This window comes from Pseudomonas sp. TE36184 (assembly GCF_054060055.1).
Map to the genome: position 1 here is coordinate 3,635,460 of NZ_JBSSCU010000001.1, position 25,260 is coordinate 3,660,719.

Sequence of the window (25,260 nt, forward strand, 5' to 3'; positions counted from 1 at the left end):
CGTTGCTGCGGGGCGCACTTTACAAGCCTTTGCCTTACAGTTCAACGCCCTATCGAAAAAAAAGGCCTCGCAACGCGAGGCCCTCTCTTTATAGCCCGACCGACCGAACTCAGTGGAAGACGATTTCGTCGTTTTCCACCGTGGCCTTGACGCTGGTGCCCGGCATAAAGCTGCCCGACAGAATCAACTGGGCCAGCGGGTTTTCGATCCAGCGCTGGATCGCACGCTTCAACGGCCGTGCGCCATACACCGGGTCGTAACCGACCGCGATCAGCTTGTCCAACGCCTCGGGGCTCAGCTCCAGCGCCAGCTCGCGCTCGGCCAGACGGCTGCGCAGGCGGCCCAACTGGATCTCGGTGATGCCCGCGATCTGATCCCGCGCCAAAGGCTCGAAGATCACCACTTCATCGACCCGGTTGATGAATTCCGGGCGGAAGTGCGTGGTCAGCGCATCCATCACGGCTGCGCGCTGGGCTTCACGATCGCCCACCAGTTCCTGGATCTGCACCGACCCCAGGTTGGAGGTCATCACGATCACCGTGTTGCGGAAATCCACAGTACGTCCGTGGCTGTCCGTCAGCCGGCCATCTTCCAGCACCTGCAGCAAGATGTTGAACACGTCCGGGTGGGCCTTCTCGACCTCATCCAGCAGGATCACCGAGTAGGGCTTGCGCCGTACCGCTTCGGTCAGGTAACCGCCTTCCTCGTAGCCTACGTAGCCCGGTGGCGCCCCGATCAGGCGAGCCACGGAATGTTTCTCCATGAACTCGGACATATCGATCCGCACCATGGCTTCTTCGGTGTCGAAGAGGAACTCGGCCAAGGCCTTGCACAACTCGGTCTTACCCACACCGGTCGGGCCGAGGAACATGAACGAGCCACTTGGGCGATTCGGGTCGGACAACCCGGCACGGGAACGCCGTACTGCGTTGGACACCGCCACCACCGCCTCTTCCTGGCCGATGACGCGCTGGTGCAACAGGCTTTCCATCTTCATCAGCTTGTCGCGCTCGCCTTCGAGCATTTTCGACACGGGGATACCGGTCCACTTCGAGACAACTTCGGCAATTTCTTCCTCGGTCACCTTGCTGCGCAGCAATTGGTTCTCGCTGTGACCATGCTGGTCGACCATCTGCAGGCTGCGTTCCAGGTCCGGGATCACCCCGTACTGCAACTCGGCCATGCGGTTCAGGTCGCCCTTACGGCGTGCGGTTTCCAGCTCCTGGCGCGACTGCTCGATCTTTTGCTGGATCTGTGCCGAACCCTGTACTTCAGCTTTTTCCGCGTTCCAGATTTCCTCGAGGTCCGAATACTCGCGCTCCAAGCGGAGGATTTCTTCCTGGAGTTTTTCCAGGCGTTTTTTCGCCGCTTCGTCCTCTTCTTTTTTCAGTGCCTGGGATTCGACTTTCAGTTGAATCAGGCGCCGATCCAGACGGTCGAGCACTTCCGGCTTGGAGTCGATCTCCATGCGGATACGGCTGGCCGCTTCGTCGATCAGGTCGATGGCCTTGTCGGGCAACTGCCGGTCGGTGATATAGCGATGGCTCAATTTCGCCGCCGCAATGATCGCGCCGTCAGTGATCGCTACCTTGTGGTGGACCTCATAGCGTTCTTTCAGGCCCCGCAGGATCGCGATGGTGTCTTCTTCGCTCGGCTCTTCCACCAGCACTTTCTGGAAACGCCGCTCAAGGGCTGCATCCTTCTCGATGTACTGGCGGTATTCGTTGAGCGTGGTGGCACCCACGCAGTGCAACTCACCCCGCGCCAGGGCAGGCTTGAGCATGTTGCCGGCGTCCATCGAGCCTTCGCCTTTACCGGCGCCGACCATGGTGTGCAGCTCGTCGATAAACAGAATGATCTGCCCTTCCTGCTTCGACAGCTCGTTAAGCAGGGATTTGAGACGCTCTTCGAACTCGCCGCGGAATTTCGCGCCGGCGATCAGCGACCCCATGTCCAGGGACAGCAGGCGCTTGCCTTTCAGGCCGTCAGGCACTTCACCGTTGATGATGCGCTGGGCCAGGCCCTCGGCAATCGCGGTTTTACCCACGCCAGGCTCACCGATCAGCACCGGGTTGTTCTTGGTACGGCGCTGCAGGACCTGGATGGTGCGACGAATCTCGTCGTCACGGCCAATCACCGGGTCAAGCTTGCCTTCTTCGGCGCGCTTGGTCAGGTCGACAGTGTATTTATCCAGGGCCTGGCGCGACTCCTCGTGGTTGGGGTCGTTCACCGCTTCGCCGCCACGCAGGTTGTTGATGGCGTTTTCCAGGGCTTTTTTGCTGACGCCCTGGCCCAGCAACAATTTGCCGAGCTTGCTGTTTTCGTCCATGGCGGCGAGCAGCACCAGCTCGCTGGAGATGAACTGGTCGCCCTTCTGCTGGGCCAGACGGTCCGCTTGATTGAGCAGGCGCGCCAGGTCCTGGGACATATTCACGTCGCCGGTAGGATTCTGGATTTTCGGCAGTTGGTCGAGCTCTTTGCTCAACTCCTTGCGCAGGCTGTTGACGTCGAAGCCCACCTGCATCAGCAAGGGCTTGATAGAACCACCTTGCTGTTCCAGGAGCGCCTGCATCAAGTGCGCAGGCTCAATGGCCGGGTGGTCGAGGCCGACTGCCAGGGACTGGGAGTCCGATAAGGCCAATTGCAGTTTGCTGGTTAAACGATCAATACGCATTAGTCACCTTCCTTTTGAGCAGGCCGGAGCTACAAACACATCCTGAATGAAGAAACCTGCCAGATAGCCCTATAGATGTGGTCGATTCTGGGAGATTCAAGCGTCGGACAGTTGACGTAGATCAGAAGAGTCTAGCGCTCCAGCCAAATAAGGGAGGCGAACCGACCCGTGCGTGGACTGCGGCGGAAAGAAAAGAAGCGCGGATCGTTCACGGTGCAGAACCCGCCACCGTAAACGGCAGTGATACCGCGGGCAGCCAGGCGCAAACGGGCCAACTGGTAGATATCGGCCATGAACTTGCCGGGGTTGCGGCTGGGCACAAAGGCCTGGGCGGTGCCCGGCAGTTGCTGCACGAACGCTTCCCGCACTTCCGGGCCGACTTCGAAGGCTTGCGGGCCAATGGCCGGGCCCAGCCAGACCAATATGTCGGCAGGCTCGGCTTGCAGGCTTTCGGCGGTAGCCTCCAGCACGCCCGCGGCCAAGCCACGCCAACCCGCGTGAGCGGCGGCGACGCGTGTGCCGGCGCGGTTGCAGAACAACGCAGGCAGGCAATCGGCAGTCATGGAGGTGCAGGCGATGCCCGGCGTGCTGGTCCAACTGCCGTCGGCTTCGGCAATGCGCTCGGGGTCGGCCTCGACCACGTTCACGCCGTGGACCTGGCGGAGCCAGGCCGGCCGGACATGAAAGACTTCGGTGAGGCGACGGCGATTTTCAAGCACAGCCTCGGGGCTGTCCTCGACGTGATCGCCCAGGTTGAGGCTGTCGAACGGCGCCAGGCTGACGCCGCCCGCACGGGTGGTGACGCAGGCCTTGACCTGAGCCGGCGCGGGCCAGTCAGGAATCAGCCAGTCACTCATCCGATAAATGCCTCGCGATCCTGCCTGAGCAGCGACAGCAACCAGACCAGATCGTCCGGCAGAGGCGATTCCCAGCTCATCCGCTTACCGCTCGTCGGATGATCCAGCTCCAGGAACCGCGCATGCAGCGCCTGACGCGGGAAGGACTTCAGCGATTCAACCATGGTGACACTGGCCGCCGGCGGAATACGGAAGCGACCGCCGTAGGCCGGATCTCCGACCAACGGGAAGTTGATGTGCGCCATGTGTACGCGAATCTGGTGGGTACGGCCGGTTTCCAGCTTGACCCGCACATGGGTGTGGGACCGGAAACGCTCCAGCACACGGTAGTGGCTGACGGCCTGCTTGCCGCCTTCCATCACCGCCATACGCTGGCGCTGCTGGCCGTGACGACCGATAGGCGCATTGATCTTGCCACCCGCCACCACGACGCCGATCACGATGCACTCGTAGATCCGGCTGACGCTGCGGCTCTGCAACTGTGTAACCAGCTGCGTCTGGGCCTGAATGGTCTTGGCCACCACCATCAAGCCGGTCGTGTCCTTGTCCAGGCGGTGTACGATGCCGCAGCGCGGGACATTGATGATGTCCGGCACATGGTGCAACAGAGCATTGAGCAAGGTGCCATCAGCGTGCCCGGCCGCCGGGTGAACCACCAGGCCTGCGGGTTTATTGATGACCAGGATGTCGTCGTCTTCATAGACGATGTCCAGCTCGATGTCCTGGGCGATCCATTCTCCCTGGGCTTCCTGCTCGGCAGTCAGCTCAAGAATCGCACCGCCATGGACTATGTCTCGCGGGCGGATAACCGCTCCATCCACAGTCAGGCGGCCGTCTTTGATCCAGGCGGAAAGGCGCGAGCGCGAGTGCTCAGCGAATAATTGTGCGGCGACTTGATCGAGGCGTTGGCCGCCCAATTCGGACGGCACCTCTGCGCGAAGTTCAATTTTATCGGACATGCTCAGACTAGGCGTGGCACAGCCTTTGGTTTCGGCTGCGCGCTTGTGGTTAAATACGGCGTCTTTTGCCCCGATGCTTTCAACGGGGCGCTCATCATAACAGGACGGCCCCGCCCAAGACAGCGGCCGTCATAGGGACGCAAGCCGCCATGCAAGTGAAACACCTGCTGCTGATCGCCATCCTCGCCATGACTGCTGCTTGCTCGTCAACAAAGGAAGTCGTCGACGAAAACCTGAGCGAAGTCGAGCTGTATCAACAAGCTCAAAAAGACTTGGACAATAATAGCTACACCAGTGCCACAGCCAAGCTGAAGGCCCTGGAGTCGCGCTATCCGTTCGGGCGCTACGCCGACCAGGCCCAGCTCGAGCTGATCTACGCCAACTACAAGAACGCCGAGCCGGAAGCCGCCAAGTCCGCCGCCGAGCGTTTTATCCGCCTGCACCCGCAGCACCCGAACGTCGACTATGCCTACTACCTCAAGGGCCTGACCTCGTTCGACCAGGACGTTGGCCTGCTGGCGCGCTTCCTGCCGCTGGACATGACCAAGCGTGACCCGGGCGCTGCCCGCGACTCCTACAACGAGTTCGCCCAGCTGACCAGCCGCTATCCCAACAGCCGCTACGCGCCGGACGCCAAGCAGCGCATGATCTACCTGCGCAACCTGCTGGCCTCCTACGAAATCCACGTGGCCCACTACTACCTGACCCGTCAGGCTTACGTGGCAGCCGCCAACCGTGGTCGCTATGTCGTGGAAAACTTCCAGGAAACCCCTTCCGTGGGTGACGGCCTGGCGGTGATGACCGAGGCCTACCAGCGCCTGCACCTGGACGCCCTGGCGGCCACCAGCCTGGAAACCCTGAAGCTCAACTACCCGGATCACCCAAGCCTGAAAGACGGCCAGTTCGTGCCTCAGGTTGCCGAAGCGGACAACCGTTCGTGGCTGAGCAAGTACACCCTGGGTCTGATCGAGTCGCGTCCACCGCTGCCGCCGGGTGAAACCCGCGCCAACCAGGACGTGATGAAACAGTTCCAGGACGCCAAGGAAGCCATCCCTGCGGACCTCAAGCCCCATGATGAAAATGGCGATGTGATCGAAGAACAAGCGCCGCAAGCCCTGGGCAACAACCAGGACCGCTCGTGGTTCAGCTACATGACCTTCGGTGTGTTCGACTGATCATCCGACGCAACGTAAAAAGGGAGCCCTCGGGGCTCCCTTTTTTATGCGCAAGCATTATTGCGCTGTGCGCCTGCCATGTCCTTGGCTAAACTGGCGCATTCCTTGTCGAGAAACTGCCCATCATGGTTCGTCTACTGTTCTGGATTGCCGTCATTGCTGCCGCGGTATGGTTCTGGCGCAAATTCAAAAACCCGGCCGTCAAACAACAACGTTCCGGCGAACCCGACGCAACGCCAATGGTGCGCTGCGCTCACTGCGGCGTGCATCTGCCGCAGGACCGAGCACTGAGCTCACGGCAAGAATGGTATTGCACCCAGGCGCATCTGGAGCAAGGGCCGAAAGCTATCCAACGTTGATCCGACCTGCGGGCGTGTAGGGCGCAGGGTCGATGATCGGCGTGTGCCCCAGCAACAAATCGGCGAATAACTGGCACGACGCCGGCGCCAGCACGAGGCCGTTGCGGTAATGCCCGCAATTGAGCCACAGCCCGTTGAAACCGGGGACCGGACCGATGTAGGGAATACCTTCCGGCGAGCCTGGCCGCAGGCCCGCCCAATGGCCCACCACCTCGGCATCCGCCAGGGCGGGAATCAACTCCACGGCCGAAGCCTTCAGGCTCTCCAGCGCCGATCCGGTCGGCGTCTTGTCGAACCCTTCATGTTCCAGGGTACTGCCAATCAGAATGTGCCCGTCACGCCGCGGGATCGCATAACGTCCGTTGGCCAGGACCATGCTCGACAGAAAGTCCGAGGCGCATTTGTACAAAATCATCTGGCCTTTGACCGGCTCAACCGGCAGCGACAGGCCCAGCTTGTCCAGCAACTGCCCACTCCAGGCCCCCGCCGCAAGCACGACCTGATCACCGAGCACCGGCCCGGCAGGCGTATTCACGCCGACGATGTTGTCGCCGTCCAACACAAACCCGTCAACTTCGCACTGTTCATGAATCGTCACGCCTGGCAGCGCCAGCAGCGCCGCCTTGAGGGATTTGATCAGGCGCGGGTTGCGCACATTCGCCACATTCGCCATGTAGATCGCCTGGGAGTAACCACCGCCCAGCACCGGAACCGCATCATGGGCGACCGACACATCCACCTTGCTCAATGGTCGTCCTTCGCGCGCGGCCCAGGCCAATGCGTCGGCTTCATCCTCCAGGTCCAGCCAGTAGAGCCCGGTGGTGTGGACCTCCGGATCAACGCCGGTATCGGCAAACAAGCGCTCGGCCAGCTGTGGATAAAAGTCCTGGGACCAATGAGCCAAAGCCGTGACTGCCGGGCTGTAGCGCCACGGGTACAGTGGCGAGACAATGCCGCCGCCTGCCCACGAGGACTCCTGCCCGAGCCCCGAGCGCTCCAGCAGTACGATTGCCAGGCCCTGGGTCGCCAGGTTGAACGCCGTCAACAAGCCGATTACTCCGCCACCGACCACCACCACTCGCTGTTGCTTAGCCATCATTTGATCCAGCCGATAAAAAGGGAAAAGCGCACTCGGCGCCCACTCATGGAGTACACCCATCACTGCCCCCAGCATGTCTTGCGTGACATGCCTGGGGCCGCTCCGGGGTTGGTCCGCGCACCGCTACTGGTCAGGCTGAATGCCCCGCAAGCGTCGCCTGCCATGACAGAGTCGACGCCTGGTGTGGCCAGCAGGCTGAAATCCTGAGGGTTCAGCGCAGCCGTGATTCTATAGCGATCATTGCCGACGCTGACGCCGCTTGCATCAATAAAACTGCCATTGCTCGTGTAATAGCGCTCCAGAGACTGAGCTTGCTCGGTCAACAGCACGACAATTTCCGCGCGATAGGCCTTGTTCACATGGCCGACATACGCCGGATAAACGACACCGGCCAGCACCGCGACGATCGCCACGGCAGTCAGTAACTCAATCAATGTAAAACCCTGGCTATCCATGCCCATTGCGCCGCTCCTCAGTAAAGTTGTCGCCACATCACTCGCTGAAACCGCGAGCGCCCTCCCTCGTCCACCCGCGCATACATGGCCTCCAGCACCGTGCGCGATTGGCCACGGAGCCCCACCGCCGTAACCCGATAGAGCATTGCCGGCATCTGCGCAGGCAAATGAGCCAGCCCCACGACAGGCCCGAGCGCTTGAACCGCGTAAAGACCGCCGTCCATGGCGGCCCAGTTCACCCTCGAAACGGGATCGGTTCCGGGAGCTATCACCGAAGACGACTCGCGCGGCGGCGCACAGGTGATGATCGACGCGCACACAGGCCACGCGGCGCCTGCCCGCCGCACGGCCGCCTCCCCCAGCCTCAGGCCACTTTCGGCACTTTGCAGCGACTGGTTGCGATGCCAGACACTGCCAACGACCTTCTGCTGGGACACCGCACCCTGCATCGAAGACAATGCGATCAGCGATAACAACAACAGGAATACCAGGCTGATCAGCAGCACCATGCCCACCTGCCGTCGTTCAACAACACGAAACCCTGCCATGGTCGCCCTACCCCAGCCGGTTGCGCAGCGCTGCAACCACGCTCCAGGTTTGCGCCTTCACCAACCCGTCCGGGTCTTGCAGCGTCAAACGGATGCGTACACTGCGTATCAGCGAATTGTCGGCCGGGCCGGGGTCATACCCCACCACCGGCGTCGAGTCAGGCTTGGCTGCCACGCCGAAACTGATCTCGAACGCCTGCACGTTGTCCACCAGCACCGCCTTGGCCGGGGCTGACGGGGTACTGACTTTCAGCTGGCCAGCCTCGAAGGTGTAGGTGAGCTGGCGTATCGCAAAGCGTATCTGCCCCGGCACGGCGGGTGGTGGCGTACCGGCATAAGCGTGGGCAGAGCCGGAGCAGTCGGACAATACGGTCCAATCCGGCGCGCCGCCGTCCTCGCCGACCTCAGCGCTGACCAGCGTCAGCGACCTTGCGTCACCCGTGGCACTCCAGCTGATTGGTCGATCGAAAGCCAACGGCGCACCTTCGATCGATGCCGTAGCCAGGCAACCGAACATGCCCGCTAGGCGAATGTCCTGAACCAGCTTGCCGAGCGCAAACCGCGCATCATCCTGCAGCAGCATGGCGGCCTGCTGGCTGGCATCGGTGGTTCGAGCGCTGATGGCGATTTGGCTGAACCCAAGGCTCAGCACCAACCCGAGCGTCAACGCCAGCAGCAGCTCCAACACACTGAAACCCCGCACCCGCCGATTCATTGCGACACCTGCGATTCATCGGCGATGCGGCTGGTGAGTGTGAGCGTTTCCCTCGCCCCGGCTTTTTTTGCCCCCCTGGCATCATCCCAACTGATGCTCACGGTCACCTCATCGGCACGAACGAGCACCGAGCCACTGCCGCTGTCGCCGGCGAAACCGATGATATTGGCCTCGAAATCGTGCAGGTCGAGGTCGCGCACGCTGCCCGTCGACGTGAACAGTGGCGCGCGCTCGGTTCGCACCCACGAATAGTCGGCGCCAGCATTGGCGCGAATGCGGTCCAGCATGTCGTAGGCGATGAAGCTGGCCTGGCTGGTCATCCGCGTACTGTCGGTGTACTTGAGCGCATTGAGCTGGACCACCGCAGCGCCCAGCAGGCCGATCACCAGAATCAGCACCGCCACCACCACCTCGATCAGGGTCATGCCGGTTTGGTGGCGGGAAGTCACCGGTCGAAACAAAGCAGTCGAGCAAGCAAGCATTACCGTCGTCATCCCTGTCAAAGGCCGGAAAAAGCAGGAAAAACCTGCTGTGCGGCCCAAGACTAGCGGCGGTTTTCGGCCTGTGCCGCTCCCGGAACAAAGGGAAATACTTTGGACATAAAGGCCAGCATTCAACGCCACGACCGGAGCGCTATACCTAGGCATGCCACCTGAATATTCATCGCGTCCACGGAGGGACCGCACATGACACAACGAGGCTTCACCCTGATCGAACTACTGCTCGGGCTGATCCTGAGCGGCATCCTCGCGCAGCTGGCGGTCCCCAGTTTCAAGGGGTTGCTGGAGTCCCAGCAGCGACACAGTGCGGCCCAGTCTTTGGTTGGCGGCCTGCGCTATGCGCGCAGCGAAGCCATCGCACGCAACCGGGCGGTAGTCATTCATGCCTTGGACGACGATTGGAGCCGGGGCTGGCGGGTGATCGTGGACCTGAACGGGCGCGGCCATCTGGACGACGATAATCCCGTACTGCTGGAGCACCAGGACAATGGGCGCGTACCGATCGTGGGCAATGGCCCGGTCAGGAGCCAGGTACGCTTCAGCGGGCTGGGCGAGCCGGTCTTTGCCGGCGGGGGCTTTCGTGCCGGCACCGTGCATGTATGCGCCACGGATCAGGCACAAAGCCTGTTTCAAGTGGTGCTGGCTCCCAGCGGACGCATCAGCCTGCGCCGGGATAAAACCGAGCAGGCATTATGCCGGGGCTCGCTCAACACCCTGGGACTCAGAGCAGCGAACGCACCCGCAGCTCCTTGGGCATGGAGAAAGTGATGTTCTCCTCACGACCGGCCAACTCATCGGCACCGGTGGCGCCCCAGGCCTGCAACTGCTGGATCACACCGCGCACCAGCACTTCCGGTGCCGAGGCGCCCGCAGTGATGCCGATGCGCTCGACGCCGTCGAACCAGCTGCGCTGCATGTCCTCGGCGCCGTCGATCAGGTACGCCGGCGTGGCCATGCGTTCAGCCAGTTCACGCAGGCGGTTGGAGTTGGAGCTGTTAGGGCTGCCGACAACCAGCACCACATCACATTCATCGGCCAGTTGCTTGACTGCGTCCTGGCGGTTTTGCGTGGCGTAGCAGATGTCGTCCTTGCGTGGGCCGCCAATTGCCGGGAAGCGTGTGCGCAAGGCATCGATCACTCGGCTGGTGTCGTCCATCGACAACGTGGTCTGGGTGACGAAGGCCAAACGCTCAGGGTTGCGTACCTGCAGGTTGGCGACGTCTTTTTCGTCTTCCACCAGGTAGATCGCGCCACCGTTGCTGCCATCGTACTGGCCCATGGTGCCTTCGACTTCCGGGTGGCCGGCGTGGCCGATCAGGATGCATTCACGGCCATCGCGGCTGTAGCGCGCGACTTCGATATGCACCTTGGTAACCAATGGGCAGGTGGCATCGAACACTTTCAGGCCGCGGCCTGCTGCTTCGGTCCGCACCGCCTGGGATACGCCATGGGCGCTGAAGATAACGATAACGTCGTCCGGCACCTGGTCGAGCTCTTCGACAAAGATGGCGCCGCGAGCGCGCAAGTCTTCGACCACAAATTTGTTGTGGACGACTTCATGGCGCACATAAATCGGCGGCCCGAAGACTTCCAGGGCACGGTTGACGATTTCGATCGCGCGGTCCACGCCGGCGCAGAAGCCACGGGGGTTGGCGAGTTTGATTTGCATGCTGTGCCTCGTGTCTTTGTGGGAGCTGGCTTGCGTGCGATGCGGTCGACTCGGTGTATCAGGTACACCGAGGTGATGCCATCGCAGGCAAGCCAGCTCCCACACAAGCCAGCGCCCGCAGGAGCCGGTTCTGTCAGTTAGAGCGCTTTAACGTCGAAAATTTCTACGTCAAACGTCAAGGTTTTACCGGCCAACGGATGGTTGAAGTCGATGGTCACTTGCGCGTCATCGAAGGCTTTGACCACACCCGGCAGCTCGGTGTTCGCCGCATCGTTGAAGATCACCAGCAGGCCTTCCGACAGTTCCATGTCCTGGAACTGCGAACGCGGAATGATCTGTACGTTTTGCGGGTTGGGCTGGCCAAAGGCGTTTTCCGGCAGGATCTGCAGCGTGCGCTTGTCGCCGGCCTTGAAGCCGAACAAGGCCGCTTCAAAACCCGGCAGCAGGTTGCCATCGCCCACCTTGAAGGTCGCCGGGGATTTGTCGAACGTGCTGTCGACCGTGTCGCCATTCTCCAGGCGCAATGCGAAATGCAAGGTGACTTCCGTGTTCTGGCCGATGCGTTGTTCAGCCAATACCTGATCAGTCATGAACGGTCTCTCCGGTTTTCTTACTTTTGAACATATCGAGTGCCAGCATGATTGCACCGACGGTGATGGCGCTGTCGGCAAAATTGAACGCGGGGAAGTACCAGCGGTTCTGCCAATGCACCAGAATGAAGTCGATCACATGGCCCAGGGCGATGCGGTCGTACAGGTTGCCCAGCGCGCCACCCAGCACCAGTGCCAGGGCGATGGCCAGCCAGGTGTCATCGCGCCCCAGGCGCTTGAGCCAGACCACCAGCACCGCACTGACCACCACGGCGATCAGGGCGAACAACCAGCGCTGCCAGCCGCCGCCATCGGCCAGGAAGCTGAACGCCGCGCCAGTGTTATAGGCCAGCGTCCAGCTGAAGTAATCCGGGATCACCACGATCTGCTGGAACATCTCCAGGGAGCCCTCGAAGTGAGCCTTGCTGACCTGGTCGATGACCAGGACCAGCACGCTCAATACGAGCCAGCCAAGACGTCCGAAACGACTGGCATTAGGCATAGTGACGAACCTCGCCGGCACCGCTGATGTTGTCGACGCAACGACCGCAGATTTCCGGATGCTCAGGGTTCACGCCGACATCTTCACGGCAGTGCCAGCAACGGGCGCACTTGGGGAAGGCCGACTTGACGACTTTGAGCTTCAGGCCAGGCACTTCGGTGGCCACGGCGTCCGCCGGGGCCTGGGCGAATGGCGCCAGGCTCGCGGTGGAGGTGATCAGCACGAAGCGCAGTTCGTTGCTCAGCTTGGCCAGGTCGGCGCTCAGGCCTTCCTCGGCAAACAGGGTGACTTCGGCTTGCAGGTTGCCACCGACGGCCTTGGCCGCGCGCTGCACTTCCAGCTCCTTGTTCACGGCCACTTTCACCGCCATCACGCCGTCCCAGTACTCGCGGCCCAGTTCGAAGTCGGCCGGCAGTTCGGTCAGGCCTTCGTACCAAGTGTTGAGCATCACCGATTCGTTGCGCTCGCCCGGCAGGTATTCCCACAGTTCGTCGGCGGTGAAGGCCAGGATCGGTGCGATCCAACGCACCAGCGCTTCGGAGATGTGGTACAGCGCGGTCTGCGCCGAGCGGCGCGCCTTGCTGTTGACGCCGGTGGTGTACTGGCGATCCTTGATGATGTCGAGGTAGAAACCGCCCAGCTCCTGCACGCAGAAGTTGTGGATCTTCGAGTAGACGTTCCAGAAGCGGTATTCGCCGTAGTGCTCTTGCAACTCGCGCTGCAGCAACAGGGTACGGTCCACGGCCCAACGGTCCAGGGCGAGCATGTCCTCGGCCGGCAGGATGTCGGTGGCCGGGTTGAAACCGGTCAGGTTCGACAGCATGAAGCGTGCGGTATTGCGGATACGGCGGTAGGCATCGGCGCTACGCTGCAGGATCTGCTCCGACACGGCCATCTCGCCCGAATAATCGGTCGAGGCCACCCACAGACGCATGATATCGGCGCCCAGGGTGTCGTTGACCTTTTGCGGCGCGATCACGTTGCCCAGGGACTTGGACATCTTGCGGCCGTTTTCGTCGACGGTGAAACCGTGGGTCAGCAGTTCGCGGTACGGTGCGTGGTCGTCGATGGCGCAACCGGTCAGCAGCGACGAGTGGAACCAGCCGCGGTGCTGGTCCGAACCTTCCAGGTACAGGTCGGCACGCGGGCCGGCTGCATGACCCATCGGGTGCGAACCGCGCAGCACGTGCCAATGGGTGGTGCCGGAGTCGAACCACACGTCGAGGGTGTCGCTGATCTTGTCGTACAGCGGCGCTTCGTCGCCCAACAGCTCGGCGGCGTCCAGCTTGAACCAGGCTTCGATGCCTTCCTGCTCAACGCGCTGGGCCACGACTTCCATCAGCTCGACGGTACGCGGGTGCAGCTCGCCGCTTTCCTTGTTGAGGAAGAACGGGATCGGCACGCCCCAGTTGCGCTGGCGGGAGATGCACCAGTCCGGACGGTTGGCGATCATCGAGTGCAGGCGCGCCTGGCCCCAGGCCGGGACGAACTTGGTGTCTTCGATGGCTTTGATCGCACGGTTGCGCAGGGTGTCGCCGCTGGCCGGTTCTTTATCCATGCCGATGAACCACTGCGCAGTGGCGCGGTAGATCAGCGGGGTCTTGTGGCGCCAGCAGTGCATGTAGCTGTGCTTGATGGTCTCGGTGTGCAGCAGCGCGCCGACTTCCGACAGCTTGTCGATGATCGGCTGGTTGGCCTTGAAGATGAACTGGCCACCGAAGAATTCCAGGGACGGCGCATAAACACCGTTGCTCTGCACCGGGTTCAAGATGTCGTCGTTGACCATGCCGTAGGCCTTGCAGGTCACGAAGTCGTCTACGCCGTAAGCAGGCGCGGAGTGAACGATGCCGGTGCCGGCGCCCAGTTCAACGTAGTCAGCCAGGTACACCGGCGACAGGCGGTCGTAGAACGGGTGACGGAAGTTGATCAGTTCCAGCGCGGAACCGGTGGTGGTGGCGATCACCGAACCTTCCAGCGCGTAACGCGCCAGGCAGGCTTCGACCATCTCTTCGGCCAGCACCAGCAGGCGATCACCGACATCCACCAGGGCGTAGGTGAATTCCGGGTGGACGTTCAGCGCCTGGTTGGCGGGGATGGTCCACGGGGTGGTGGTCCAGATCACGATGGCGGCTGGCTTGGCCAGGCTTGCCAGGCCAAAGGCCGCGGCCAGCTTGGCGTCGTCGGCGATCGGGAAGGCCACGTCGATGGTCGAGGACTTCTTGTCTTCGTACTCGACTTCCGCTTCAGCCAGGGCCGAACCGCAGTCGAAGCACCAGTTCACGGGCTTGAGGCCCTTGAACACGAAACCGCCCTTGACGATTTCGGCCAAGGCGCGGATTTCACCGGGCCTCGTTCTTGAAGTCCATGGTCTTGTAGGGATTGGCCCAGTCACCCAGGACACCCAGGCGGATGAACTCGGACTTCTGCCCTTCGATCTGCTCGGTGGCGTAGGCACGGCACAGTTCGCGGGTTTTATCGGCGCCCAGGTTCTTGCCGTGGGTCACTTCGACTTTGTGTTCGATCGGCAGGCCGTGGCAATCCCAACCCGGGACATACGGCGCGTCGAAGCCCGAAAGGGTCTTCGAGCGGACGATCATGTCCTTGAGAATCTTGTTCAGCGCATGACCGATGTGAATCGTGCCGTTGGCATAAGGAGGGCCGTCGTGCAGGACGAATTTCGGACGATCCTTGCCAATTTCGCGCAACTTTCCGTACAGGCCAATACTGTCCCAGCGCTGCAGGATCTGCGGTTCGCGCTGTGGCAGGCCGGCCTTCATTGGGAAGGCGGTGTCCGGAAGGTTTAGCGTGGCTTTATAGTCGGTCATTTAAGGCTCTTCGGTTAGCGATGGGCGCTAGGTGCGGCTAGGGCACGGGCGGCGGCGACATCCGCATTGATCGCCGTTTTCAACGCCTCGAGGGAGGCGAAACGCTGCTCTTCACGCAGCTTTTGGTGGAAAACCACCGTCAAACGCCGGTCATACAGATCACCGGCAAAATCCAAAAGGTGAACCTCCAGGTGGGCCTTGCCATCACCTGCAACCGTGGGCCTGACGCCTATATTGGCGACTCCCGGCCACGATTGGCCGTCGATGTCGACGCTCACCAGGTAAACCCCGGTCAGCGGCACACGACGGCGCTTGAGCTGCACGTTGGCGGTTGGCGTGCCCAGTTGGCGCGCCAGCTTCTGGCCGTGCAATACCCGCCCGGCAATGCGGAACGGGCGACCGAGCAAACGCTCGGCCAAGGCGAAGTCGGCAGCGGCCAGGGCATTACGCACCTGGGTACTGCTCACGCGCAGGCCGTCCAGTTCGACGGTTTGCGCGGCTTCGACGGTAAAACCCTGGGTTACGCCGGCGTGCTGCAGAAAATCGAAATCGCCGACCCGATCACAGCCGAAACGGAAGTCGTCGCCGACCTCCAAGTGCTGTACGCCCAAGCCATCCACCAGGATACGGTCGACGAACTCGGCGGCGCTGAGGCTGCGCAAACGCTGGTTGAAGGCCAGGCACAGCACACGGTCCACGCCCTCCTCGGCCAACAGTTGCAGCTTGTCGCGCAAGCGGGCCAGGCGCGCTGGCGCCGTTTCCGGGGTAAAGAATTCCCGCGGCTGTGGCTCAAAAATCACCACGCAGCTGGGCACGCCCAACTCGACCGCGCGCTCGCGCAGCCGGGCCAGGATAGCCTGGTGGCCACGGTGTACACCGTCAAAGTTGCCAATAGTGGCGACGCAGCCCCGATGCTGGGGGCGCAGGTTGTGGAGACCTCGAACCAGCTGCATAACGCGCTTCTTGCTCATAAAGTGGTCGATTATAACCACACCCGGCCCCGGATCACAGGCAACAGCGCAGGGCAAAATGGATGGAATCGATAAAACACCGGTTTTATCGCGGCAAACTCGCTAACCCAGCGCCTTGCGATTGAAATCCCGCAGGCGGAAACCTTGCAGCAGCAACATCCCGAAGTACACCACCACGCCCGCCACCACCAGCACGCCCAGGCGCAAGAAACGCTCGAGCATATGGCCTTGATCCCAGGCCGGCATGAAGTGCATCAGGCCCAGCAATACCGCCGACATCATCGCCACCGCCACCAGCAGCTTGAGGGCAAACATGCCCCAGCCAGGCTGCGGCTGGAACGTCTGCTGTTTGCGCAGTTGGTAAAACAGCAGGCCGGCATTGATACAGGCACCGGCGCTGATGGCCAGGGCCAGGCCGGCATGCGCCAGCGGACCGATGAACACCAGGTTGAGCAGTTGCGTGACGATCAGCGTGAAGATCGCGATCTTCACCGGCGTGCGGATGTTTTGCTGGGCGTAGAACCCCGGCGCCAGCACTTTGATCACGATAATCCCAAGCAGACCGACCGAGTAAGCGATCAGCGCGTGCTGAGTCATCAAGGCATCGTGCGCGCCGAATTGCCCGTACTGGAACAACGACACCGTCAGTGGCTCGGCGAGGATTCCCAGGGCCAGCGAGCACGGCAACACCAGCACGAAGCACAGGCGCAGGCCCCAATCGAGAATGCGCGAGTATTCATGGCGGTCCTTGCTCGCGTAAGTACGCGCCAGCGTCGGCAGCAGAATCGTGCCCAGGGCCACGCCGAGGACGCCGGACGGCAGCTCCATCAAGCGATCGGCGTAGTACATCCACGACACCGAACCGGACACCAGCAATGAGGCGAACGCGGTGTTGATGATCAGCGAAATCTGGCTGACCGACACCCCGAGGATCGCTGGCAGCATATTGCGCATCACGCGCCAGACGCCGGTGTCCTTGAGGTTCAGGCGCGGCAACACGAGCATGCCGATCTTTTTCAGGTGCGGCAGTTGGTAGAGCAATTGCGCCAGGCCGCCGGCCAGGACGGCCCAGCCCAGGGCCATGACCGGTGGATCGAAGTAAGGCGTGAGGAACAGCGCGAAAATAATCATGCTGACGTTAAGCAGGGTCGGCACGAACGCCGGCACCGAGAAACGGTTCCAGGTATTGAGGATGGCGCCAGCCAGGGATGACAGGGAAATCAGCAATATGTAGGGGAAAGTCACCCGCAGCAGATCAGTGGTCAGCGCGAATTTTTCCGGCGTATTGGCAAAACCGGGCGCCGTGGCCCAGATCACCCACGGCGCGGCGAGCATGCCGATCACAGTCACCAGCATCAGCACCAGGGTCAGCAAGCCCGAGACATAGGCAATGAATGTGCGGGTCGCCTCCTCGCCCTGCTGCGTCTTGTATTCCGCCAGAATCGGCACGAACGCCTGGGAAAACGCGCCCTCGGCGAAGATCCGCCGCAACAGGTTGGGCAGTTTAAAGGCAATGAAGAACGCATCCGTGGCCATGCTGGCGCCGAAAATGCGTGCCAACAAGGTGTCACGCACAAACCCCAATACCCGGGAAATCATCGTGATTGAGCTGACGGCAGCCAACGATTTGAGCAGATTCATTGAAAGAGTTTGCGCCTATAGATAAAGAGCAGGCGAACTACGCGCCTACTTATGCGATACTGCGCGCCTGCAACAGCACAGCGCCAAAGCTCGCGAGTTTACAGGTCAAGCGCCGGAAATAAATCACCCGCCTCTTCAGATCGACCACTCAGCAGTTCGCATCAACCGCCCTTGACAACCCATCAACTCATCGGCATGATTCGCGGCCTATTTTGTTTGCTATTTCCTAAAAAGTCTTTCGAGGAGCTCGACGGTGGCCAACACACCTTCCGCCAAAAAACGTGCAAAACAGGCTGAGAAGCGTCGCAGCCACAACGCCAGCCTGCGTTCCATGGTTCGTACCTACATCAAGAATGTAGTTAAGGCCATTGACGCAAAAGACGCTGAAAAAGCTCAAGCTGCTTACGTTCTGGCTGTGCCAGTTATCGACCGTATGGCCGATAAAGGCATCATCCACAAGAACAAAGCTGCTCGCCATAAAGGTCGCCTGAACGGCCACATCAAGGCTCTGAACCTTGCTGCTGCAGCCTAAGCGATAAACTGCCACGCAGGTTTACCTGCGTAACAGTTAAGAAATGCCCCGTACCGAAAGGTCCGGGGCATTTTTGTTTGGGCGCCATACATCTTTATTGCACGCACAAAAAAACGCCCCGAACCAGTCGGGGCGTTTTTGCTACCACCTGATCAAAACATCGATCAATGGTGATGACCGCCTTCACCGTGGACGTGGCCGTGAGCGACTTCTTCCTGGGAAGCGTCGCGGATGGCAACGATCTTCACTTGGAAGTTCAGGCGCTGGCCTGCCAGAGGGTGGTTACCGTCGACAGTGACGTCGTCGCCGTCCAGATCACGGATGGTGACGATCTGCATTTGGCCGTCCGGCGCGGAAGCGTGGAACTGCATGCCCACTTCCAGTTCGTCGACACCTTCGAACATGCTGCGGCTCAGGGTGCTGACCAGTTCGGCGGAGTATTCGCCGTAAGCTTCCTCAGGTTCTATGGCAACCTTCAGTTCATCACCAACTTGCTTGCCTTCCAGGGCTTTTTCCAGGCCCGGGATGATGTTGCCTGCGCCTTGCAGGTAGACCAGCGGCGCGCCGCCGGCTGAGCTGTCGATGACCTCACCAGCGTCGTTGGTCAGGGTATAGTCGATGGAGACAGCCTTGTTAGCGGCGATCGTCATGGGGCGAGACCTTTTGCATAAGAATGAAGAACGGACAAGTCTAAACAAGGATTTGCCCGAAAGCGAACAGAACCCGGACGGACGGGACCAATCAACGGCCGTCGTCATCATCGGATTCCACCAGGACGACGACCGGCACTGGGTTGCCGAGCTGTCCTGCGGCCACACCCAGCACCTGCGCCACCAGCCGCCCTGGCAATCGCGCGCCTGGGTGCTCGACCCCGCACGCCGCCTGGAAAAAATAGGCCAGCCCTTTGCCTGCGGCTGGTGTGCGCAGGAGCGCGAATAACGATAACCTTGGCGCCTGATTCCCGGTAGGCACTCAACCATAGAGCGCCACCGAAGCCATGCACCTCCAGAGAATTCGCATGCAGACTTTTTTTATCGCGCCCACCGATTTTGGTGTGGGTCTGACCTCTATCAGCCTTGGGCTGGTCCGCACCCTTGAACGTGCCGGGTTGAAAGTCGGCTTCTTCAAACCGATTGCCCAGCCGCACCCCGGCGACACCGGCCCCGAACGCTCCACCGAACTGGTGGCGCGCACCCACGGCCTCAAACCGCCGCAGCCCCTGGGCCTGGCCCATGTCGAGCGGATGCTCGGCGACGGCCAGCTCGACGAGTTGCTCGAAGAAATCATCACCCTGTATCAGCAGGCCGCCGTGGGCAAGGACGTGCTGATCGTCGAAGGCATGGTGCCGACCCGCAGCGCCAGCTATGCGGCGCGGGTCAACCTGCACCTGGCCAAGAGCCTGGATGCGGAAGTGATCCTGGTCTCGGCGCCGGAAAACGAAGTGCTCACCGAGCTCTCCGGCCGCGTGGAGCTGCAGGCCCAACTGTTCGGCGGCCCGAAGGACCCGAAAGTGCTCGGCGTGATCCTCAACAAGGTACGCACCGATGAAAGCATGGAGGCCTTCTCGGCGCGCCTCAAGGAGCATTCGCCGTTGCTGCGCAGCGGGGATTTCCGCCTGCTCGGCTGCATTCCTTTCCAGCCCGAACTCAACGCGCCGCGCACCCGTGACGTCGCCGACCTGATGAGCGCGCAGATCCTCAACGCCGGGGATTACGAAACCCGGCGCATGACCAAGATCATCATCTGCGCCCGCACCATGCGCAACACCGTGGAACTGCTCAAGCCGGGCGTGCTGGTGGTGACACCGGGTGACCGCGACGACATCATCCTCGCCGTCAGCCTGGCGGCGATCAACGGCGTGCCCCTGGCCGGCCTGCTGCTGACCAGCGACACCCTGCCCGACCCGCGCATCATGGACCTCTGCCGAGGCGCGTTCCAGGCCGGGCTGCCGGTGCTGTCGGTGAGTACCGGTTCCTACGAGACCGCGAACCTGCTCAACAACCTGAACAAGGAAATTCCCATCGATGACCGTGAGCGGGCCGAGATCATCACCGATTTCGTCGCCAGCCACCTCGATGCGCGCTGGCTGCACCAACGCTGCGGCACGCCACGGGAGATGCGCCTGTCGCCGGCAGTGTTCCGCTACCAGTTGATCCAACGCGCCCAGGCCGCCAACAAGCGCATCGTCCTGCCCGAAGGCAGCGAGCCGTTGACCGTGCAAGCCGCCGCGATCTGCCAGGCCCGCGGCATTGCCCGCTGCGTGTTGCTGGCCAAGCCGGCGGATGTGGAAGCGGTCGCCCGCGCCCAGGGCATCGAATTGCCCGAAGGCCTGGAAATTCTCGACCCGGACCTGATCCGCGAGCGTTATGTCGAACCGATGGTCGCGTTGCGCAAAAGCAAAAGCCTCAACGCGCCGATGGCCGAACAGCAGCTCGAAGACACCGTGGTGATCGCGACCATGATGCTCGCCCTGGATGAAGTCGACGGCCTGGTCTCCGGCGTTATCCACTCCACCGCGAACACCATCCGCCCGGCCCTGCAACTGATCAAGACCGCGCCGGGCTGCACCCTGGTGTCGTCGGTGTTCTTCATGCTGTTCCCCGAACAGGTGCTGGTGTACGGCGACTGCGTGATGAACCCGCACCCGAGCGCCGCCGAACTGGCGGAAATCGCCCTGCAGAGCGCCGACTCGGCGGCCGCGTTCGGTATCACCCCACGGGTGGCGATGATCAGCTATTCCAGCGGTGAGTCGGCCAGCGGCGAAGAGGTGGAAAAGGTCCGCGAAGCCACCCTGCTCGCCCATGAACAGCAAAGTTCGCTGCTGATCGACGGCCCATTGCAATACGATGCCGCCGCCAACGAAACCGTCGCCCGGCAACTGGCGCCCAACAGCCTGGTGGCGGGCAAGGCCACGGTCTTCGTGTTCCCCGACCTGAACACCGGCAACACCACCCACAAGGCGGTACAACGCAGCGCCGATTGCGTCAGCCTCGGGCCGATGCTCCAGGGCCTGCGCAAACCGGTGAACGACCTGCCGCGCGGCGCCCAGGTCGACGACATTGTGTACACCATCGCCCTGACCGCGATTCAAGCCGCCAACCGACCTATGGATATCTAAATGCTGGATTTTCTACCTGCCGCCGTGCGCGGGGTAATCGCGTCGTTGCTGCTGGCGCTGAACACGATCCTGCTGTGTTCGTTCCTGTTCATCGTCGCGCTGTTCAAGGCCCTGCCGTTCGCCAAACGTTTCAGCGAATGGCTGATGAACCACACCCATGAAGCCTGGATCAGCAACAACAAGGCGTGGATGAACCTGGTACGGCGCACCCGCTGGCACCTCAAAGGCCTGGAAGGGCTGGACTACCAGCACTCTTATCTGGTGACCAGCAACCACCAGAGCTGGGTCGACATCATGGTCCTGCAATACGTGCTCAACCGACGCATTCGCCCGCTGAAGTTCTTTCTCAAGCAGGAACTGATCTGGGTGCCGGTGATTGGCCTGGCCTGGTGGGCGTTGGGCTTTCCGTTCATGAAGCGCTACTCCAAGGCCTACCTGGAAAAACACCCGGAGAAGAAAGGCAAGGACCTGGAAACCACCCGCAAGACCTGCGCGAAGTTTCGCGCCAACCCTGTGGGCATTTTCAACTTTGCCGAAGGCACGCGGTTTACCGTCGGCAAGCATGCGCAGCAGAAGTCGCCGTTTCGCTACCTGCTCAAGCCCAAGGCTGGCGGTATCGCGTTTGTGCTGGATGCCATGGGTGAGCAGCTCAAGTCATTGGTCAATGTGACCATCCACTACCCCGCCGGGCGCCCAGGCTACTGGGACTTGTTGTGTGGGAATGTGCAGGACGTGGTGGTGCAGTTCGAAGAGGTGCAGATTCCGGCCGAGTTCATTGGCAAGAATTATGAGCAGGATAGCGAGTATCGGCTGGCGTTCCAGGCCTGGATCAACCGGTTGTGGGAAGACAAGGACGCGCTGCTGAAACAGTTGCACACCGACTACCCAGGCCGCCACTGATCAAAAGGTGGGAGGGGGCTTGCCCCCGATAGCGGTGGTTCAGTCACCCGATGCTCTGACTGACACTCTGCAATCGGGGGCAAGCCCCCTCCCACATTCAACCGAGACGTTCTTGAGCATGTAAAAAGCCCGCCACCGAGTGATCGGTGGCGGGCTTTTTGTGGTGGCAAGGTTTATATCGCACCAAACACCGGCCGACTTGTTACTCGCAGAAACAAGTTCAACAGAAACCGCTATCCATTAAACACCACTCAGGCAATGCGCCCTCAGGTGGGCGCCAGACGCATGAATCAAGTGTCTACGCAGAATGCAATACCATCAGAAAACTTACGGAACCAACTTCATGAACATCTCGCCGACATCCGCACCCTATGTTCCATATTCGCTGCCCTCACTTCTAGTTAGTCGACTTCACCCAGGACGTGACCAGTCGACACCGGATGTCTACAGCAAGACATACGAAGACGGCAATCTAACGATCAGCGCAGATTACGATCTCCAGGAAGCCAATACTCCAGGCATACCTAAACGCGTCACCATTAATACGGGTAACGAAAACGACCGCATTCACATTCGCCTGGGCAGTGACAATAAGGTTACGGCAGATATCAACGGGGAAAGTTACCCGTTAAATCTGGAGAACGAAAAGGCCTTAAAAACACTCCTTATCAAAACCAACGGCGGCAACGACCGGGTCACTGTAGATGAAGACGTAAAAAACACCGTTGCGATCTACACCGGAGACGGTGACGATCACGTCAAGAGCGGAGGCGGCCTAACATTCGCATACTTGGGTAACGGTGATGATGAAGCGTCCTTGGGGAGTGGCGGGGGCATGCTTGAAGGACAAGGCGGCAACGACTTTCTGACCGGGGGACTAAGTCGGTATAACTCACTTGACGGCGGTGCCGGCAACAACATCATGAGGAGCGGAACAGGTGGTGGCCCCGATCAGGCGACTCATATCGCTGGCCGCGGGGACCGCGACACAATGACCTCACTTTCCGGAAGGTTCTCTATCACCAGTAGTGGCGGAGCCTCCTTCATCACCACCGAAGGCAAGGGCGACATTCGTATAGGCGGAGGCAAAAACACCATCAATACCACCTCGGAAGCAACCCTCTCAGAAAAAAGAGACAGTGACGTAATCACCCAAACTGATGTCCCTGCTCGCGAAGAAATTTAACCCTCAGACACACTAAAAAGCCCGTCGCGATTCACACGCTGACGGGCTTTTTTGCAGCTTGACGCTTAACGCTTATCAGCGCGCCTATATCGCGCCGCGCTGACGCAACAGCTCCAGCACTTGCTTGACGCTGTCTTCCAGCGACAGGGCCTGGGTGTCGATCACCAGATCGGCATTCAACGGCACGTCGTAGGGGAAGGACTCACCAGGGATGTTATCCCCACCGGCCGCGTACAAGCCTTGTGGATCGCGCTCGGCACACACCAGCGGCGAAGCCTGCACGTAGACCGTCAGCAAGCGGTCGGCACCGATCAGTGCCTTGGCCTGTTCACGCCCTTCGGCATCCGGCGCAACGAACGCGGCCAGGGTCAGCAGGCCGGCTTCGTTGAACTGGCGTGCGACGTGAGCCGCACGACGCCAGTTCTCGGTACGCCCGACGCGATCCTGCGGCAAGCCTTTGTTCAGGTCGTGGCGCAGGTTCTGGCCATCCAGTACAAACACCGCGCGGCCCATGTCGAACAACTTGCGTTCAACCGCATAGGCCAGGGTGCTTTTGCCGGCGCCCGACAAGCCGCTGAACAACACGGTGGCCGGCTGCTGGCCGAAGCGCTGGGCGCGCTCTTCGGTGGCCACATGGGCCAACTTGCCGTGCTGCGCGGCGCTGCCGTGGCTGACCGGCGGCGCGATGATCATGCCCGCGGCCACGGTGCCATTGGTCAAGCGGTCGATGACGATGAACGCGCCGGTGGTGCGGTTGCTCGCGTAACCGTCCAGGGCGATGGCGGCGTCGAGGCTGACCTTGACCCGGCCGATTTCGTTCAACTGCAGCGAACTCGCCGGGCCTTCGGCCAGGGTGTTCACGTCCACGCGATGCACGATGCTGGTGATGGAACCCGGCACGTAGCTGGTGGCGCGCTTGATGTCGTATTTCTTGCCCGGCAGCATCGGCTCTTCGGCCATCCACACCAGCATGGCGTCGAAGGCGTCGGTCACTTGCGGCACGTTGTCGGCATGCACCAGCAGGTCGCCACGGGAGATGTCGATCTCGTCTTCCATGGTCAGGGTCACGGCCTGGCCGGGACCGGCGTGTTCCAGTTCACCGTCGAAGGTGACGATGGATTTGACGCGGCTGCTCTTGCCCGACGGCAGCACCACGACTTCGTCGCCCTTGTGGACGATGCCGCTGGCCAGGGTGCCGGCGAAACCGCGGAAGTTCAGGTTCGGACGGTTGACGTACTGCACCGGGAAACGCAGGTCGGTGTAGTTGCGGTCGTTGGCGATCTCGACGGTCTCGAGGATCTCCATCAGCGACTGGCCGGTGTACCACGGCGAACGCTCGCTCTTGTTCACCACGTTGTCGCCCTTGAGCGCCGACATCGGCACGAACGCCATGGTGCTCGGCTTGAAGGCGATACCGTCGGCGAACTTCAGGTAGTCGGCCTTGATCTGCTCGAATACGCCTTCGTCGAAACCGTTGAGGTCCATCTTGTTGATGGCGACCACGATGTGCTTGATGCCCAGCAACGAGGCTATGAAGCTGTGGCGACGGGTCTGGGTCTGCACGCCGTAGCGCGCGTCGACCAGGATGATCGCCAGGTCACAGGTGGACGCACCGGTGGCCATGTTGCGGGTGTACTGCTCATGGCCGGGGGTGTCGGCGATGATAAATTTACGCTTGGCGGTGGAGAAGTAGCGGTAGGCGACATCGATGGTGATGCCTTGCTCGCGCTCGGCCTGCAGGCCGTCGACCAGCAGAGCCAGGTCGATGTCGTCACCGGTGGTGCCGACCTTCTTCGAATCGCGGGTGATGGCTTCCAGGTGATCTTCGTAGATCATCTTGGAGTCGTGCAGCAGGCGCCCGATCAGGGTGCTCTTGCCGTCGTCGACGTTGCCGCAGGTCAGGAAGCGCAACATTTCCTTGCGCTCGTGCTGGCCCAGGTAGGCGAGGATGTCCTCGCTGATCAAATCAGATTGATGCGACATGA

General features: G+C 61.2%; 23 protein-coding genes and 1 pseudogene. 8 read left to right on the top strand and 16 right to left on the bottom strand.

Features of this window, described 5'->3' with window-relative positions:
* Window positions 1–109 precede the first annotated feature (109 nt).
* The 3 genes from clpB to rluD all read right to left on the bottom strand — a co-directional run bounded on the left by clpB (window position 110) and on the right by rluD (window position 4,490).
* On the bottom strand, window positions 110–2,674 hold the full coding sequence (gene clpB / locus ACVWZP_RS16330) for an ATP-dependent chaperone ClpB (protein ID WP_017845477.1): 2,565 nt from the start codon (window positions 2,672–2,674) through the stop codon (window positions 110–112).
* 131 nt (window positions 2,675–2,805) lie between these two features.
* Window positions 2,806–3,531 carry a peptidoglycan editing factor PgeF gene (pgeF, locus tag ACVWZP_RS16335; protein ID WP_017845478.1) on the bottom strand — a complete coding sequence of 242 codons (726 nt, stop codon included), beginning with the start codon at window positions 3,529–3,531 and terminating at the stop codon, window positions 2,806–2,808.
* Entirely contained in the window at window positions 3,528–4,490 is a 963-nt protein-coding gene (gene rluD / locus ACVWZP_RS16340) for a 23S rRNA pseudouridine(1911/1915/1917) synthase RluD (RefSeq protein WP_017845479.1), read from the bottom strand. Before rluD ends, pgeF begins: the two co-directional genes overlap by 4 nt.
* Window positions 4,491–4,639: 149 nt before the next feature.
* On the opposite strand from rluD, the gene ACVWZP_RS16345 reads away from it, so the two are divergent.
* Window positions 4,640–5,665, top strand: a complete 1,026-nt coding sequence (locus tag ACVWZP_RS16345) for an outer membrane protein assembly factor BamD (RefSeq protein WP_017845480.1) — start codon at window positions 4,640–4,642, stop codon at window positions 5,663–5,665.
* A 125-nt stretch (window positions 5,666–5,790) separates the two neighbouring features.
* A complete protein-coding gene (locus ACVWZP_RS16350; protein ID WP_026139830.1) occupies window positions 5,791–6,024 on the top strand; it encodes a PP0621 family protein in 234 nt (77 codons plus the stop codon).
* Here ACVWZP_RS16350 and thiO read toward each other — a convergent pair.
* The 5 genes from thiO to pilV form a co-directional block, all read right to left on the bottom strand.
* Window positions 6,011–7,120 carry a glycine oxidase ThiO gene (gene thiO, locus ACVWZP_RS16355; protein ID WP_457369939.1) on the bottom strand — a complete coding sequence of 370 codons (1,110 nt, stop codon included), beginning with the start codon at window positions 7,118–7,120 and terminating at the stop codon, window positions 6,011–6,013. The two genes, ACVWZP_RS16350 and thiO, sit on opposite strands and share 14 nt — an antisense overlap.
* Window positions 7,121–7,182: 62 nt before the next feature.
* Window positions 7,183–7,584, bottom strand: coding sequence for a type IV pilin protein (locus tag ACVWZP_RS16360; RefSeq protein ID WP_017845482.1), 402 nt, complete (start codon window positions 7,582–7,584; stop codon window positions 7,183–7,185).
* Between the two features lie 11 nt (window positions 7,585–7,595).
* Window positions 7,596–8,087: a pilus assembly PilX family protein gene (locus tag ACVWZP_RS16365; protein WP_233098929.1), complete on the bottom strand. Its 492-nt coding sequence runs from the start codon at window positions 8,085–8,087 to the stop codon at window positions 7,596–7,598.
* A gap of 46 nt (window positions 8,088–8,133) precedes the next feature.
* The gene (locus tag ACVWZP_RS16370; protein ID WP_057005754.1) at window positions 8,134–8,841 is read right to left on the bottom strand and encodes a PilW family protein; all 708 of its coding nucleotides are present in this window, start codon (window positions 8,839–8,841) and stop codon (window positions 8,134–8,136) included.
* The gene (gene pilV / locus ACVWZP_RS16375) at window positions 8,838–9,323 is read right to left on the bottom strand and encodes a type IV pilus modification protein PilV (RefSeq protein ID WP_032804232.1); all 486 of its coding nucleotides are present in this window, start codon (window positions 9,321–9,323) and stop codon (window positions 8,838–8,840) included. Before pilV ends, ACVWZP_RS16370 begins: the two co-directional genes overlap by 4 nt.
* Before the next feature lie 204 nt (window positions 9,324–9,527).
* On the opposite strand from pilV, the gene ACVWZP_RS16380 reads away from it, so the two are divergent.
* Window positions 9,528–10,109 (top strand): GspH/FimT family pseudopilin, encoded by a 582-nt coding sequence (locus tag ACVWZP_RS16380; protein WP_046384738.1) that lies wholly within the window; start codon window positions 9,528–9,530, stop codon window positions 10,107–10,109.
* Here ACVWZP_RS16380 and ispH read toward each other — a convergent pair.
* The 6 genes and pseudogenes from ispH to murJ all read right to left on the bottom strand — a co-directional run bounded on the left by ispH (window position 10,063) and on the right by murJ (window position 17,539).
* On the bottom strand, window positions 10,063–11,010 hold the full coding sequence (gene ispH, locus ACVWZP_RS16385; protein WP_017845487.1) for a 4-hydroxy-3-methylbut-2-enyl diphosphate reductase: 948 nt from the start codon (window positions 11,008–11,010) through the stop codon (window positions 10,063–10,065). The genes ACVWZP_RS16380 and ispH overlap by 47 nt on opposite strands.
* A 137-nt stretch (window positions 11,011–11,147) precedes the next feature.
* Entirely contained in the window at window positions 11,148–11,585 is a 438-nt protein-coding gene (fkpB, locus tag ACVWZP_RS16390) for an FKBP-type peptidyl-prolyl cis-trans isomerase (RefSeq protein ID WP_169850802.1), read from the bottom strand.
* 7 nt (window positions 11,586–11,592) lie between these two features.
* Window positions 11,593–12,102 (bottom strand): signal peptidase II, encoded by a 510-nt coding sequence (lspA, locus tag ACVWZP_RS16395; RefSeq protein ID WP_017845489.1) that lies wholly within the window; start codon window positions 12,100–12,102, stop codon window positions 11,593–11,595.
* Window positions 12,095–14,927 (bottom strand): annotated as a pseudogene (gene ileS / locus ACVWZP_RS16400) (isoleucine--tRNA ligase). The gene lspA and the pseudogene ileS overlap by 8 nt, the downstream one beginning before the upstream one ends.
* Before the next feature lie 14 nt (window positions 14,928–14,941).
* Window positions 14,942–15,880 carry a bifunctional riboflavin kinase/FAD synthetase gene (ribF, locus tag ACVWZP_RS16405; RefSeq protein ID WP_017845491.1) on the bottom strand — a complete coding sequence of 313 codons (939 nt, stop codon included), beginning with the start codon at window positions 15,878–15,880 and terminating at the stop codon, window positions 14,942–14,944.
* A 120-nt stretch (window positions 15,881–16,000) separates the two neighbouring features.
* Window positions 16,001–17,539 (bottom strand): murein biosynthesis integral membrane protein MurJ, encoded by a 1,539-nt coding sequence (gene murJ, locus ACVWZP_RS16410; RefSeq protein WP_457369940.1) that lies wholly within the window; start codon window positions 17,537–17,539, stop codon window positions 16,001–16,003.
* Between the two features lie 253 nt (window positions 17,540–17,792).
* Between murJ and rpsT the strand changes: the two genes are divergently transcribed.
* A complete protein-coding gene (gene rpsT / locus ACVWZP_RS16415; protein ID WP_003215870.1) occupies window positions 17,793–18,071 on the top strand; it encodes a 30S ribosomal protein S20 in 279 nt (92 codons plus the stop codon).
* A 164-nt stretch (window positions 18,072–18,235) separates the two neighbouring features.
* Here rpsT and ACVWZP_RS16420 read toward each other — a convergent pair whose 3' ends face one another.
* Window positions 18,236–18,721: an FKBP-type peptidyl-prolyl cis-trans isomerase gene (locus ACVWZP_RS16420; protein WP_046384742.1), complete on the bottom strand. Its 486-nt coding sequence runs from the start codon at window positions 18,719–18,721 to the stop codon at window positions 18,236–18,238.
* On the opposite strand from ACVWZP_RS16420, the gene ACVWZP_RS16425 reads away from it, so the two are divergent.
* The 4 genes from ACVWZP_RS16425 (at window position 18,720) to ACVWZP_RS16440 (ending at window position 23,275) form a co-directional block, all read left to right on the top strand.
* Window positions 18,720–19,010, top strand: coding sequence for a DUF3565 domain-containing protein (locus ACVWZP_RS16425; RefSeq protein ID WP_046384743.1), 291 nt, complete (start codon window positions 18,720–18,722; stop codon window positions 19,008–19,010). The genes ACVWZP_RS16420 and ACVWZP_RS16425 overlap by 2 nt on opposite strands.
* 79 nt (window positions 19,011–19,089) lie before the next feature.
* Window positions 19,090–21,189 (top strand): phosphate acetyltransferase, encoded by a 2,100-nt coding sequence (gene pta, locus ACVWZP_RS16430; RefSeq protein WP_046384744.1) that lies wholly within the window; start codon window positions 19,090–19,092, stop codon window positions 21,187–21,189.
* Window positions 21,190–22,089, top strand: coding sequence for an acyltransferase (locus tag ACVWZP_RS16435; RefSeq protein ID WP_046384745.1), 900 nt, complete (start codon window positions 21,190–21,192; stop codon window positions 22,087–22,089).
* A gap of 343 nt (window positions 22,090–22,432) precedes the next feature.
* Window positions 22,433–23,275 (top strand): hypothetical protein, encoded by an 843-nt coding sequence (locus tag ACVWZP_RS16440; RefSeq protein ID WP_079442828.1) that lies wholly within the window; start codon window positions 22,433–22,435, stop codon window positions 23,273–23,275.
* A gap of 84 nt (window positions 23,276–23,359) precedes the next feature.
* Here ACVWZP_RS16440 and cysN read toward each other — a convergent pair whose 3' ends face one another.
* Window positions 23,360–25,258, bottom strand: a complete 1,899-nt coding sequence (cysN, locus tag ACVWZP_RS16445) for a sulfate adenylyltransferase subunit CysN (RefSeq protein ID WP_046488067.1) — start codon at window positions 25,256–25,258, stop codon at window positions 23,360–23,362.
* Window positions 25,259–25,260: the final 2 nt, after the last annotated feature.